At 67.0% G+C, this 13749-nt stretch carries 14 protein-coding genes; 5 read left to right on the top strand and 9 right to left on the bottom strand.

Annotation, left to right across the window (positions count from 1 at the left end; translation table 11 throughout):
• Nucleotides 1–98: 98 nt before the first annotated feature.
• Entirely contained in the window at nt 99–1298 is a 1200-nt protein-coding gene (locus ACFVJ3_RS38340) for an MFS transporter (protein ID WP_378457025.1), read from the bottom strand.
• 155 nt (nt 1299–1453) lie between these two features.
• Here ACFVJ3_RS38340 and ACFVJ3_RS38335 point away from each other — a divergent pair, with 155 nt between their 5' ends.
• Nucleotides 1454–1897, top strand: coding sequence for a MarR family winged helix-turn-helix transcriptional regulator (locus ACFVJ3_RS38335; RefSeq protein WP_009477657.1), 444 nt, complete (start codon nt 1454–1456; stop codon nt 1895–1897).
• Between the two features lie 41 nt (nt 1898–1938).
• Here the strand turns inward: ACFVJ3_RS38335 and thpD are convergent, their stop codons facing one another.
• The 4 genes from thpD to ACFVJ3_RS38315 are packed head-to-tail and all read right to left on the bottom strand — an operon-like array spanning nt 1939 to nt 5081.
• Nucleotides 1939–2853 (bottom strand): ectoine hydroxylase, encoded by a 915-nt coding sequence (gene thpD, locus ACFVJ3_RS38330; RefSeq protein WP_378457024.1) that lies wholly within the window; start codon nt 2851–2853, stop codon nt 1939–1941.
• A 45-nt stretch (nt 2854–2898) separates the two neighbouring features.
• The gene (locus ACFVJ3_RS38325) at nt 2899–3576 is read right to left on the bottom strand and encodes a GntR family transcriptional regulator (protein WP_378457023.1); all 678 of its coding nucleotides are present in this window, start codon (nt 3574–3576) and stop codon (nt 2899–2901) included.
• Nucleotides 3563–4303 (bottom strand): maleate cis-trans isomerase, encoded by a 741-nt coding sequence (locus ACFVJ3_RS38320; protein WP_378457022.1) that lies wholly within the window; start codon nt 4301–4303, stop codon nt 3563–3565. The genes ACFVJ3_RS38325 and ACFVJ3_RS38320 overlap by 14 nt, the downstream gene beginning before the upstream one ends.
• Nucleotides 4304–4337: 34 nt before the next feature.
• A complete protein-coding gene (locus ACFVJ3_RS38315) occupies nt 4338–5081 on the bottom strand; it encodes an Asp/Glu/hydantoin racemase (protein ID WP_025431791.1) in 744 nt (247 codons plus the stop codon).
• Nucleotides 5082–5161: 80 nt separating this feature from the next.
• On the opposite strand from ACFVJ3_RS38315, the gene ACFVJ3_RS38310 reads away from it, so the two are divergent.
• From ACFVJ3_RS38310 to ACFVJ3_RS38295, 4 genes are all read left to right on the top strand, one after another.
• Nucleotides 5162–6136 (top strand): D-2-hydroxyacid dehydrogenase, encoded by a 975-nt coding sequence (locus tag ACFVJ3_RS38310; RefSeq protein WP_378457021.1) that lies wholly within the window; start codon nt 5162–5164, stop codon nt 6134–6136.
• Between the two features lie 36 nt (nt 6137–6172).
• Nucleotides 6173–7543, top strand: coding sequence for an amidase (locus ACFVJ3_RS38305; RefSeq protein ID WP_378457020.1), 1371 nt, complete (start codon nt 6173–6175; stop codon nt 7541–7543).
• Between the two features lie 141 nt (nt 7544–7684).
• Nucleotides 7685–9175, top strand: coding sequence for a protein kinase family protein (locus ACFVJ3_RS38300; RefSeq protein ID WP_378457019.1), 1491 nt, complete (start codon nt 7685–7687; stop codon nt 9173–9175).
• Entirely contained in the window at nt 9172–9519 is a 348-nt protein-coding gene (locus tag ACFVJ3_RS38295) for a YidH family protein (protein WP_378457018.1), read from the top strand. The genes ACFVJ3_RS38300 and ACFVJ3_RS38295 overlap by 4 nt, the downstream gene beginning before the upstream one ends.
• Here ACFVJ3_RS38295 and ACFVJ3_RS38290 read toward each other — a convergent pair.
• The 4 genes from ACFVJ3_RS38290 to ACFVJ3_RS38275 form a co-directional block, all read right to left on the bottom strand.
• On the bottom strand, nt 9511–10392 hold the full coding sequence (locus ACFVJ3_RS38290; protein WP_378457026.1) for a formylglycine-generating enzyme family protein: 882 nt from the start codon (nt 10390–10392) through the stop codon (nt 9511–9513). The genes ACFVJ3_RS38295 and ACFVJ3_RS38290 overlap by 9 nt on opposite strands.
• A 76-nt stretch (nt 10393–10468) precedes the next feature.
• Complete coding sequence (locus ACFVJ3_RS38285; protein WP_378457017.1) at nt 10469–11413, bottom strand: HAD family hydrolase; 945 nt, start codon at nt 11411–11413, stop codon at nt 10469–10471.
• A 5-nt stretch (nt 11414–11418) separates the two neighbouring features.
• Nucleotides 11419–12957 (bottom strand): arylsulfatase, encoded by a 1539-nt coding sequence (locus ACFVJ3_RS38280; protein ID WP_378457016.1) that lies wholly within the window; start codon nt 12955–12957, stop codon nt 11419–11421.
• A 108-nt stretch (nt 12958–13065) separates the two neighbouring features.
• A complete protein-coding gene (locus tag ACFVJ3_RS38275; RefSeq protein WP_378457015.1) occupies nt 13066–13719 on the bottom strand; it encodes a hypothetical protein in 654 nt (217 codons plus the stop codon).
• Nucleotides 13720–13749: the final 30 nt, after the last annotated feature.

Below are 13749 nucleotides of genomic sequence, written 5' to 3'. Positions count from 1 at the left end.
CCACATCCGACAACCGCCGATCCGAGACCGGTTTCACCCATCCGCTCCGAGGCACACCTCATCGTAACGCAACCCGCACTAACTGAACGGTATTGACGCTAAACCGACACCACCGCCGGATCCGCCTCCACCGGCTGATCTTTCGACCGCCGGTCGAGTGCGGTGGCGAGGACGAGAACGGCGAGCGCACCCACGGTCAGTGCGGCACCCATCCAGATCGGGGACGTGAAGCCGAGTCCCGCGGCGATGGTGATGCCGCCGAGCCAGGCCCCGAGTGCGTTGCCCACGTTGAACGCGGCGATGTTCGCGCCGGACGCCATGGTCGGCGCCTGGGCCGCGTAGTTCATGATCCGCATCTGCAGTCCGGGGACGGTCGCGAAACCGAAGGCGCCCATGAAGAACAGGGCGACGATCGTCATCGGCTTGCTACCCGCGGTGAGGGCGAACACGACGAGCACGACGGTGAGCACGGCGAGGACCGTGATCAACGTGCGGGTGAGTGCCTTGTCAGCGGCCCGTCCACCGAGGACGTTGCCGACGAACAGACCGCCGCCGAAGAGCACGAGGAGCCACGGGACGCTGGTCGATGCGAATCCGCCGACCTCGGTGAGGGTGAACGCGATGTACGTGAACGCACCGAACATGCCGCCGAATCCGAGGATGGTGACGGCAATCGAGAACCACACCTGCGGAGACCGGAAGGCCCGCAGTTCGCTGCGCAGACCGGCGGATTCCGGTGCGTCCGCCGAACGGGACACGGACGGCACCAGCGCTGCGATGCCGATGAGCGCCACGACGCCGATGACGGTGATGGCCCAGAACGTGGAGCGCCAGCCGAACTGCTGGCCGAGGAACGTGCCGAACGGGACACCGAGAACATTGGCGATGGTCAGTCCCGCGAACATCGTCGCGATCGCCCCTGCCCGCTTGCTCGCGGGTACGAGGTCGGCGGCGAGGACCGAGCCGATGCCGAAGAACGCGCCGTGGCACAGGGCCGCGAGGACGCGTCCGCCCATCATGACCTCGTACGTCGGGGCCAGCGCCGACAGCAGGTTGCCGCCGATGAACAGCACCATCAGCGCCTGGAGCACGCGTTTGCGGTCGAAGCGGGTGACCGCTGCCGTGATGACGATCGCCCCGATGGCGACGGAGAGTGCGTAGCCGGAGATGAGGTAGCCGGCCACCGACTCGCTCACCTGGAAATCGGCCGACACCTCCGGCAGCAATCCCATGATGACGAATTCGGTGAGACCGATCCCGAAGCCGCCCATTGCGAGGGCGAGCAGACCCAGTGGCATCGCAGCCACTCCTTTCGTACAGACTGAGAGATAAGAGCGCTAGCTCGAATACCGCGTCTACATTAGTTGCAGGCGCGCCATAAATAGTTGCACACGCCTGCTATGTGCGCAAGCTGGTATTCTGACCTGGCACTCGTATCCACAGGAGGTGGCCCATGGCAGTCGCTGACGACGCCGTCGAGATCCGGTCGCAGGGATGGCGCACGCTCGCGGCCCTGCACGGTCTACTCGAGGCGGAGCTCGAGCGCGCCCTGCAGCGTGGGCACGATCTCTCGGTGGTCGAGTACACGGTGCTCGACGCACTCAGCCGCCAGGACGGCTGGCACATGCGCATGGCGCAACTCGCCCGCGCGGCGGCGCTGAGCAGCAGCGCCACCACCAGGCTGGTGAACCGTCTGGAGAACCGCGGACTACTCACCCGAATTCTGTGCGACGACGACCGTCGCGGCATCTACACCGAGCTCACACCAGCCGGCCGGGCCGCACTGGACGAGGCCCGTCCCACTCACGACGCCACGCTGGAAGCGGCGCTCGACCGGGCCGCCGACATTCCCGAGCTCGCCCACCTCGCCCGCGCCCTGCACGAAGTCCCCGCCTGACGTGAGTGGCAAAGCGTGCGGGAGCACGCTTTGCCCTCACGTCAGGACAGCGGCGTGAAGTCGCGTGACGCGATGTACTCCGGCCGCGGACGCGCCGCGGCGAATGGCTCGACGAGGGTGTTCTCGACACCGTTGAACACGAGGAACAGGTTCGACCGCGGATAGGGCGTGATGTTGTTCCCCGACCCGTGCATGACGTTGGAGTCGAACCACAGCGCGGTGCCCGCGGCGCCGGTGAACTGGTCGATCCCGAACTCCGCCGCCATCCGGGTCACGTCCTCACGACGCGGAACCCCGACCTCCTGCGCAACGAGAGACGACGTGTAGTTGTCGTCGGGAGTGGCGCCGACGCACTGGACGAACCGCTTGTGCGAACCGGGCATCACCATCAACGACCCGTTGAACGGGTAGTTCTCGGTGAGCGTGATCGAGCAGCTGACCGCCCGCGGGACGGGGAGACCGTCCTCGGCGTGCCAGGTCTCGAAGTCCGAGTGCCAGTAGAAGCCGGTGCCCTTGAAACCGGGCATCGAGTTGATCCGGCTCTGGTGGATGTAGACGTCGGAGCCGAGGAGTTGCCGCGCGCGGTCGAGAATCCTGCCGTCGCGGATCAGCTCGGCGATCACGTCGCTGCGCCGGTGCACGTCGAACACGGAACGAACCTCGTCCGTGCCGCGTTCGGTGATGACGCGTCCGCTGTCGCGCATCGCCGGGTCCCTGGACAGCCGGTCGACTTCCTCCCGGCACGACATCACTTCGCCCGCGTTCAGGAAATTGTCGACGATCGTGAAGCCGCGTGATTCGTGTCCGGCCAGTGCCGACGAATCGAACGGCCCGTCGGCGGGTCTGCCCCACACGGCGGGTTCGCTCCGTTGGAGCATGGACGGCTCGGCGGCGATCCGAGTCGGGTAGCGATCGTGGCGGTTGGTGTATCCCTGAACCTCAGCTACCTGAGTCATTGCCCCTCCTCGGCACTTACCTCTACTTCACTTACTTCACTGTCGCTACGACGACAGAGTCTTCTGATCGGCGCGGAGCCGCTGGACGGCGTCGTCCAAGTGTTCGGCGAGCAGTTTCTGCACCTCTTCAGCCGTACCCGTCCGGATCGCCTCGCGCAGGGTCGCGTGTTCCTGCGCCTGCTCGCGGATGTCGTCGTACGTGGTCTGCAACGCACCCAGGCACATCCGTGTCTCGATCAGCAGCGTCCTCGCCGCCCGAATGAGCCGCGGGCTCTGCGAACTCTCCACCAGGATCTGATGGAACTGCTGGTCGGCGTCCGAGACTGCGGGGGCGTCGCCGCGCTCGGCCGCGGCCTGCATCACGAGCACGGTGGGTTCGAGCGCCAGGTAGGTGGCTTCCCGGCGGCCGTCGTCGAGAATCATCTCCAGCGCCCCGCGCTCGATGACCGAGCGGCTGCGGTACACGTCGACGACGTCGTCGAGGGTCAGCTCCGTCACGAAGATCCCGCGATGACGGATGCTGTGCAGTATGCCCTCGGACACGAGCCTCTGCATGGCTTCGCGCAGGGGCCCGCGCGAGACCTGGAAATGCGCGGCCAGTTCCGCCTCGCCCAGCTGTGCACCGGGTTCCAGCGCACCCTTCATGATGGCGACCCGTAGGCGGTCCGCGATGAATTCGGCAGTCGATTGACGACTGACGGGTTCCAGGTCAGTCAGAGCCATGACTGTGGCCTTTCTCGAACAAGGTTCCTAACGACGGGTTCACCGCCGTGTGGCCCGCAAGGCGCAGGCCTTCCCAGATGGTCACCTGGTTTGCCGTGAGGACCGGCTTGCCGAGGCGCTGCTCGAGAGTACTCAGCGCACCCAGCGTTCTCATGGCCGTGTCGGGGATGAGCAGGGCTTCGGCGTCCGGGTGGTCGTTCTCCACCGCGAGGTCCACCACCGATTCCGGGCTGAGCAGACCGACCTCGGCCGCGGTGTCGATTCCCGCACTCGACATCGACAGCACCTCGATGCCGGCGGCGGCGAGGAACTCGACGAACAGCTTCGCGACGTCCTCCGGGTAGCTGGCGGCCACCGCGACGCGGGTGATCCCCAGCGCGTGCAGGGCGTTGACGAACGCGAAACTGGTGCTTGACGTGGGTACACCGGTGGCCGCGGCGAGCGTCTCGGCCTGCTGCTTCGCTCCGTCGGGGCCGTAGACGAAGCTGCCCGAGGTGCAGGCCCACACGACGGCGTCCGGCTTCTCCCCGGCGAGGAGTGCGGCCCCGCCGGCGAGCTTCTCAGGGCTCCCGAGGTCGAGCAGTTCGGGCACGGCGTGCAGGTCGGTGCCGTAGATGTGCACGACCGGCAGATCCACTCCGAGCATCTCCGCGGCGAAGGGGTAGTCGTCCTCGGCGGCGTGATCGGGGTAGATGAATCCCACAGTGGGGGTCGGCGTGCTCGTCATGCGTTCTCCTCTTTTCCTTGTCGTGAGGGTGATGTCAGAAGACGTTGCGAAGCCACTTGCCGGGGCCCGTCATGGGGAGTTTCATCCGGCCGAGACAGGCCCAGATCGTGAGCTGGTTGGCGGTGAGGACCGGTTTGCCGAGCTCCTGCTCGAGCGGGGCGATGACGTCGTAGGTCGGCAGATTCGTACAGCTGACGAAGATCGCCTCCGACCTGGGGTCGTCCGCGGCGATGATCCGCTCGGCGATCGTGCGGTAGTTGACCTTCCAGATGCCGCCGCCGAGCCCGAGATGATCGGAGCGAACCACCTCGGTGCCCGCCTCGTTCAGGAACGTGTGCAAGCGTTCGGTCAGCGGGGCGTCGTACGGCGTGATCACCGACAGCCTGCTCAGCTCGAGGTGCTCGATCGCCTCGACCAGCGCGCCGGACGTGGTGATCGCGTGCTGGGCGCCGGCCTCGCAGATCGCGTCGCACAGGGTTCGCTCGTATTCGAGGCCCTTGATGAAACTTCCCGACGTGCACAGATAGGCCACCACCTCGGGCTCGACGTGCAGGACGTCGCGCGTCGCCGCCATGAGGTGTCTTCGCTCGGACACGAGTTCGGCCATCTCCAGACTGACGGGCACGGGTTCGTACGGCGTGCGCGCCAGATGCAGACTCACCTCGAGGGGAGCCCATCGCCAGAGTTCTCGTTCGAGCGCCAGGTCGAACGGGGCGATGATGCCGATTCCCCGTTGCGCGATAGGGCCCTCGAATTCGGGAATGTTCAGTTCCAACACCAGGCCTCACCTTCGTTTCGGCCATGCCTGAGCCTTTTCGGATTGTTGACAATCATACGAGTTACTCATACGGTGTCAACGTGAGTCGGAACCCGATCGTCGCGGTGCTACATGCCCACGTCCTGCCGAGCGACGAACTCATGGCACCGGTCGCGGCCCGTGCCGAAGTTCGCTACACCGGCAAGGCGGGGCTGAGCGACGCCCTCGACGGCGCGGACGTGCTGTTCCTCTACGACTTCCTCACCGACGCGGTGCCGGGAGCCTGGCACGCCGCCGGCTCCCTGCAGTGGCTGCACATCGCCGCGGCCGGCGTCGATCCCGTGATGTTCCCCGAGGCCCGCGACAGCGACGTCACGATCACCAACTCACGAGGCGTGTTCGACGGGGCGATCGCCGAGTACGTGCTCGCCCAGATCCTCTCGTTCGCGAAGGATCTGCCGGGCTCGCTGCGCCTCCAGCAGTCCCACACGTGGCAACACCGGGAATCCGAGCGGATCGCGGGCCGCACCGCCCTGATCGTCGGCACCGGTCCCATCGGCCGCGCGATCGCCCGGCTCCTCCGCGCGGCGGGGATGACGGTCAGCGGGTCGGGCCGCACCGCACGAAACGCCGACCCCGACTTCGGGACGGTCACCGCGGCGGAAGATCTCCAGGGGCAGCTCGCCGTCGCCGACTACGTGATCGCGGTGGCACCGCTCACCGAACAGACCCGCCACATGTTTCGCGACTCGACGTTCGCCGCGATGAAGCCGGGTGCCCGGTTCGTGAACGTCGGACGCGGCGAGCTCGTCCGCACCGACGACCTCGTCGCCGCGCTCCGGGCGGGGACGATCGCGGGCGCCGCGCTCGACGTGTTCGACACGGAACCGCTCCCCGCCGGCCATCCACTCTGGGACATGCCGAACGTCTCGATCACGCCTCACAATTCGGGCGACTTCGCCGGCTGGCGAGATCACCTCGTCACCGTGTTCACCGACAATTTCGAACGCTGGGTTGCGGGGTACCCGCTCGAGAACGTAGTTGACAAGAACCTCGGGTACGTACCGAGCCGATGAAGACAGGGCCCGAACGTCCAGGCTGAAGGAGTTCTCATGAATCCCACCGACATGACCGCCGTCGAACTGGTCACGGCCTACTCGTCCGGAGAACTTTCGCCGGTGGAAGCGACGCAGGCGATGCTCGACGCCATCACCGAGCGTGATCGCAGCATCAATTCCTACTGCCTCGTCGACGAGGAGCGGGCGCTCGCACAGGCCCGGAAGTCCGAGGAGCGCTGGAACACCGGTTACGCCAAGGGACTGCTGGACGGCGTACCGATCTCGATCAAGGACATCTTCCTCACCGACGGCTGGCCGACACTCCGGGGATCACAGGCCATCGACGAGGACCAGCCGTGGAACGTCGACAGTCCCGTCGCCGCCCGGCTTCGCGAGGACGGGATGGTGTTCCTCGGCAAGACCACGACCCCCGAGATCGCCTGGAAGGCCGTGACCGACAGCGCCCTGTGCGGGATCACCCGCAACCCGGCCGACCCGACCAAGACGGCCGGTGGATCTTCGGGCGGCAGTGCCGCGGCGGTCGCAGCCGGTCTCGGCCCCTGCTCCGTCGGCACCGACGGCGGAGGCAGTGTGCGCATCCCCGCCTCGTTCTGCGGCGTCGTCGGTTTCAAACCGACCCACGGTCGCATCCCGCTGTTTCCGGCGAGCCCGTTCGGGCCGCTGGCACACGCCGGCCCCCTCACCCGCACGGTCGAGGATGCGGCACTGCTGATGGACATCATGTCGCTGCCCGACCCGCGCGACCCGACGGCGCTCGCCCCGTTCGCGACCACCTTCCGCGGCGAGATCGGCCGGGACGTGGTCGGACTCGGCGTCGCGTACTCCCCCACGCTCGGCTACGTGACCGTCGATCCGGAGGTCCGGGCGATCGTCGACCGGGCCGTGCAGGCCCTCGACGCCGCGGGCCTGCCGGTCACCGCCGCCGACCCCGGCTTCAGCGATCCGATCGAGGCCTTCGAACTGCTGTGGGCGGCCGGGGCCGCGGCCATGTTGAAGAACTTCCCGGAGGGCGCGCGCGACAAGGTCGACCCGGGGCTCGGCAAGATCTGGGAACGAGGCGAGAAGTTCACCGCGGTCGACTATCTCGACGCTCGCGCGGTCGCCGCGGACGTCGGCATCACGATGGGCAAATTCCATCTGACGCACAACGTCCTGCTCACACCCACCGTCCCGATTCCGGCTTTCGAGGCCGGTTACGACGTGCCGCCGGGCAGCGACCTCACCAGCTGGCCGCAGTGGACCCCGTTCACGTACCCGTTCAACCTGACCCAGCAGCCGGCGATCAGCATCCCCGTCGGCCGCACCGCAGCGGGTCTGCCGGTGGGTCTGCAGATCATCGGCCCCCGTCACTCGGACGACCTCGTACTCGCGGTCGCACGATACGCGGAGCACGTCCTCGGCTAGGTCGGCCGAAAAGCACACGGTTCGCTCGGCATCCGAGGATGATCAGCATTAGGCCCGGTGCTGCGCGAACGTCTGCTCTGCTTGCCGGGTGAGAGTTGCCTGACAGGGATTTTCGGGGTCGGGGAGAGCCCGGGAGAGTAGATGACAGCGACGCCGGTGTCCGGGGTCCCGCCGCATCCGCCGCAGGGCCCGGATCCGCTCGCCCCGGGCATGCTCGTCGCCACCCGATACCGGCTCCTCGGGCGGTTCGCCGGCCCCGACTGGGTGCAGTGGTGGCACGCGCACGACACCGAACTGCGCCGGGACGTCGCGCTCAGCCTCGTCGACTCGGCGCACGTCCGCGCCACCGACACGCGTCCGGATCCGGTGGCGCGCTTCTGCCGGAACACCACCGGAACCAGCTTCAGCCACGAGGGCCGGATCGCGCAGGTCTACGACATCGCGGCAGTCGGCGAACGGATCGCCGTGGTCGCGGAATGGACGCCCGGGTGGCGTGTCGCGGATGTTGCGCGCACGGTCCCGCGGCCGTTGGATGCCGCTCGCACCGTGCGGCACCTGGCCGCCGCGACCGCAGACGCACACCACTGCGGTGCCCGCATCTCACTCGATCATCCCAGCCGGGTGCGGATCTCCCGGGATGGACTCGCGGTCTTCGCCTTCCCCGCCACTCTTGCCGACGGCAGCGCGGCCGACGACGTCGCGGGGCTCGGTGCGCTGCTGTACGCCCTGTTGCTCGGCACGTGGCCGCTGTCCTCGTCCGGCGCGACCCGGGAGGCCGGGCTGCCCCCGGCGGGCCGGCGTGGTGACGGTTCCGTCGTCCCGCCGTATCGTGTGCGGCCCGCGATTCCGCGACGCTTGTCCGAAGTGGCGATGAATGCCCTTGCCCGGCGACCCGGGGTGGACACAGCACAGGGGGTAGTCGACGCCCTCGACCGCATCTTGGCGGACGCGCGGGCTCGCTCGGCATCCGCATTCGCTGTGACCACGAAGCGAGCCCGGCCGGCGCCCGCCAACCGGACCGCACGACCGAAGGCGCCACTTCCCGCGATGAGCGGAGCACTCGCCCTGATCGTTGCGGTCGGCGCCGCCGGGTGGGCGGTGGGCACCTCGTTCACCTCGTCGGACGCTCCCCCGGCCGCCGTCGCGGACAGCACGCTCAGCCGGATCGCGCCGGTTCCGGACCCCCTTCAGGCACCGCTCACCCCGTCGTCCGCGGCCGTCTACTCCCCTCTGCGCTTCCCCGACAACGGTGGCACCGCCTCCCTCGCCGTCGACGCAAACCCCGCGACGTCCTGGGCGACCGATCGCTATCCGCGGCAACTGCCTGCGCCGAAGAGCGGAGTGGGCCTGATCGTCTCGTTTCCCGGGCCCGTCGACCTGCGGACCGTCTGGATCGACTCCCCGACACCGGGCACCACGGTCGAGATCCGGACCGCGCCCGTCGCGTGGGCGAACATCGATCGCACCCAGGTGATCGGCGCCGCCACGCTCGGCGACGGGGTCACCGAGATCGTCGCCCGGCCGCCCGCACCCACCGACCGGGTCCTCATCTGGATCTCGGGGCTGTCGGCCGGCGAGTCCGGGTTCCAGTCGCGCCTGTCGGAGATCGGCTTCCTGGGTAGCGGCGCATGAGCCCCGACATCTTCGGCCCCATCCAGCCGAACACGGGTAGCACCGCGCGCGACCATCTCGCGAACGAGCGAACCTATCTCGCCTGGCATCGCACCGGTATCAGCGTGGCGGCACTCGGTGTGGCGGTGGCGAAGTTCGCACCGCACCGCGGCGGCCACGCCGTGGCTGCCGGATTGATCCTCATCGGCGCGGGGCTACTGGTCTCCGTCTACGGCACCGTTCGCTATCGGGTCATCAGCCGGCAGATCGAATCCGGGGTATTCGCACCGGCGACGTTCACCGCCGTGGTCACCTCCAGCGTCGTCACAGTGCTCGCGCTCCTCGCGGTGGTGGTCTTACTCTGACCCGGGCAGAGCCGTGACGCAGCGGAATCCGATGTGGCTCATCCCGGTGTCGATCATCTGCGGCCGTCGTGCCGCGGGCCGATACCGCCGGCAGTAGCTGTCCGCACACAGGAACGATCCACCCTTGATCACCCTGCGGGGCACCCGGAATTGGGGCTGTCGGGCGTCGAAGCTCTCCGACATGCCGGGCCCACGCGGATTGCGTGGCGCGCAGCACGACTCCGCTGTGTCAGTGTGGCGATCCGAGTACCAGTCGGCGGTCCACTCCCACACGTTTCCCGCCATGTCGAACAGACCGTATTCGTTGGGAGGATAGCTACCGACGGCGGTCGTGGTGCCGTAGCCGGGGTCCGCGCGCCACGGGAACTCCCCGTGCCAGTAGTTCGCCAGCGGCGCCTCGATTTCGGGAGTGTCACCCCAGATGAATTCGGCGTGGTCGAGTCCGCCGCGCGCCGCGGCCTCCCATTGCGCCTCGGTGGGGAGGGACCGCCCGGCCCACTGTGCGTACGCTGCCGCATCCTCGTGGGCGACGTGGACGACGGGATGCTGTTCGCGGCCGGTAATCGTCGACGCAGGTCCCGTGGGGTGTCGCCAGGACGCGCCGACGATCCAGGTCCACCATTGACTGAGGTGACGGAGATCGACCGGGCCCCGAGTGGGCGTGAACACCATCGATCCGGGTTGCAGGTTCTCGGCGGGAGCGCCGAGGAAATCGGCGGGATCGAGTGGACGCTCAGCGACCGTGACGTAGCCGGTGTCGCGAACGAACCGGGCGAATTGCGCACTGGTGACCTGGTGGGTCTCGATGGCGAAGGTGTCGACCGCGACACGATGCGCCGGACCTTCTTCCGGATAGTGCCGATCGGAACCCATGGTGAAGGTGTGGGCGGGGATGCGACGGACTCCGGAGACGGTCTGGGCTTCCAACGACGCCTTCCCTTCTGCCTGATCAGGTGTCGGCCGGCGAGAAGACGCTCGTCCAATCGTTCTTCATGCTTACCACGGTCCAGTTCTTTTCTCGTGCGTGTTCGAGGGCCTGCTCGGCACCGGCGACATAGTCGAATTCGCGATCGGCGTCGTCGTGCAGGATCAGAGCCCGCAGCGACGGGCGATCGGGTTGCCCGGAGAACGCCAGCATCGGCAGGTCGCCGTTGGAGTTACCGACCGACAGGATCGGCCGGCGCCCGATCCGGCTCCAGATCCGGACCGGTTTCTCCGGTCCGTCGTCGAAGAAGTCCATCGCGGCCTTGTAGAGCAGGTCGGTCGCGTCCGGCCCCTCACGGTACGAGAGGCCGAGGGCGCTGCCGATGATGCGTTCCGGCGGAATTCCGTAGAGGCGCCCGGCGACCGGGCGCATGAAGTCCCGATCACCACCGGACGCGATGTAGACCGTGAAGCCGTTCGACTCGAGATAGCGCAGCAATTCGACCATCGGCACGTAGCCGCAGCCGTAGTACGGGCGGCCGAGCGTCGGGTGGTCGGCGCCGTCGAAGAAGGCCCGGACCCGGGCGTCGTAGTTCTCGACGGTGACCGAGTCGAACGCCTCGGTGACTGCGCCCATCAACAGTTTCAGGTCGCCGTCGTCGCCGTGATAGTGCTTCACCATCGCTGCGCCGAGCCACTGAAGGTCGTGTTCGAAGGCAGCCTTCCAGGGTTGCTTCTGCTGCAGATCGGGATCGCCTGCGGCCATCTCGGCCAGGCGCCGGATGGTGAAGTCGAGCTGGATGGGCATCGGCTTCTCACACCAGAGTGTGCCGTCGTTGTCGAACACGGCCACCCGGTCCGCGGGCTCGACGAAGTCCGGTCCGCCCGTTTCCGTCACCCTTCCGACGAAGTCCTCGATCGCGGACCGCGTCGAGCCGTCCGCCCAGGAATCAGCCAGCCCGGCGCCCATGTCGGTCAGTCCTTCGCCAGGAAGGAGTGCAACTTCGCCACTGCGTGGTCGATCGTGAAGCTCGCCGGCTCCTGCCGCGGCGGAAATTCCTTGAAGGTTTCGAGGAATTGAGTGGTGATGAACGTTCCGTAGATGGCGATGTAGTCGTGGTCGAGGAACCAGTCCCAGTAGGTGTTCGACGTGCCGTCGGCGCGCTCGAACGGGTCGGTACGCAGATTGAACAGCTTGGGCACCCGTAACGCGGTGAACGGCTCCGCCCACAGCGCCATGGTGCCCCGCAACCGCTGCTCCATGAACACGATCTTCCAGTTGTCGAACCGGATGCCCAGCACGTCGCAGTCGTCGGAGAAGTAGATCATTCCCCGGCGCGGCGACGTCTCGACCTCACCGGTGAGATACGGGAGCAGGTTGTAGCCGTCGATGTGCACCGTGAACGTTTTCTCGCCGATCGTGTGCCCGGTCTTCAGTTGCTCGACGACCTCGGGTGCACCCGCGGCGGCGAGGAAGGTGGGAAGCCAGTCGTGGTGCTGAACGATCTCGTTGGACACCACGCCGGCGGGGATCCTGCCCGGCCAGCGGATCACCTCGGGGACTCGGAACGCACCCTCCCAGTTGGTGTCCTTCTCACTGCGGAACGGGGTGGTCGCGCCGTCCGGCCAGGTGTTCGCGTGGGGACCGTTGTCGGTGCTGTAGATGACGATGGTGTTCTCGGCGAGGCCGAGTTCGTCGACCGCGTCGAGCAGTAGGCCGACATGCTTGTCGTGATCGATCATGGTGTCGTGGTACGGCGACTGCCAGTGCCCGGCCTGGCCGATGCTTTCCGGTTTCGTGTGGGTCCGCAGGTGCATATGCGTGGTGTTCATCCACACGAAGAACGGGGTCTCCGCTTCCTTCTGCCGCGTGATGAAGTCGATTGCCGCCGACACCGTCTCGTCGTCGATGGTCTCCATTCGCTTCTTGTTCAGCGGACCGGTGTCCTCGATGCGTTGCTTCCCGAGCGGCCCGTACCGCGGATCGACCTCGCCGGCGTCTTCCTCGGTGGCCCAGGTATGGAGCACACCGCGCGGCATGACCAACTCGTGCAGTTTCGGATAGTCCAGTGCGCTGGGAAAGTCGGGGAGTTCGGGTTCTTCCTCCGCGTTCAAGTGGTAGAGGTTGCCGAAGAACTCGTCGAATCCGTGCACGGTCGGCAGATACTTGTTCAGGTCACCGAGATGATTCTTGCCGAACTGCCCGGTGGCGTATCCGAGAGGCTTGAGCAGTTCGGCGATGGTCGGGTCGTCGGGCGACAATCCGACGTCGACTCCCGGGATTCCCACCTTGCTCATACCGGTGCGGTACACGCTCTGACCGGTGATGAACGACGCGCGACCCGCCGTGCAACTCTGCTCACCGTAGGAGTCGGTGAACTTCATGCCCTCGTCGGCGAGGCGGTCGATGTTCGGCGTCCGGTACCCCATCAGTCCGTCGCTGTAGCAGCTGAGATTGGTGATACCGATGTCGTCGCCCCAGATGACCAGGATGTTGGGTTTCGCGTCCGTCATCTGTCTCTCCTCGCGTCATCGGGGGAATCGCAGTCCTGACGTTGCTCCCACTACACCCGGGGCCACATCACCCGTGCCGGGTGAGAACGTCGTGTCCGAGAACGGCGGTCAGTCCGGGGGGATCGACGGCGGTCGATCCACGGTGAGGATGTACACGCTGATCACCATCACCCAGGCCGGGAAGACCAGCGTCACCCAGAGACTGAAACTCACGACCACCAGCAGGGTGAAGGACAGCAGGTAGGTGGCGACGGCCAGCCATCGCGGCATCAGTCCGGTGCGCAGCCAGATGGTTCCCAGCGAGATCATGAACACCCCGGCCATGCGGACCCCGTAGACGTTGTTCACATGCAACATCACCTCGCGCCCGAAGAAGACGAGGTCGTTCTGCGGAACGTTGGAGAGCCGGGAGACGGCGAGGAGCCCGCCGGCGACTGCCGTCGACACGAACGTCATGGCGAGAAACAGCAGCCCACTGCCCAGGAAGACGGTCGAGAAGAATCGGTCTTCGAGGTCCCCGAGCCGGTCGCGGATGACACCGATGAACCACAGGAACGCGATGCCCGCGAAGGGCGCGAGTATCAGGGCCGTCGTGATCTGCCTTTGGTGGTGCAACCACGGGGTAGCGGCTTCGCCGGGCAGCGCGCTGCGCAGCAGGACGATGCTGGAAGCGAACAGGACACCGAAGACGACACCGGCGACGGCCGCGGCCCGCGGAGTCCGTAGCTGGTGGAACTCGGCCTCGCTCTGTGTGCCGGCCATGAGATCAGTCTTCGCCGAGGTCGAGCTCCA

This window comes from Rhodococcus sp. NPDC127593, from assembly GCF_042671975.1.
In the GTDB taxonomy this organism is placed as follows: Bacteria; Actinomycetota; Actinomycetes; order Mycobacteriales; family Mycobacteriaceae; genus Rhodococcus_F.
The sequence above is the reverse complement of the archived record's forward strand: the minus strand, read 5'-3'. Positions and strand labels throughout refer to the sequence as shown.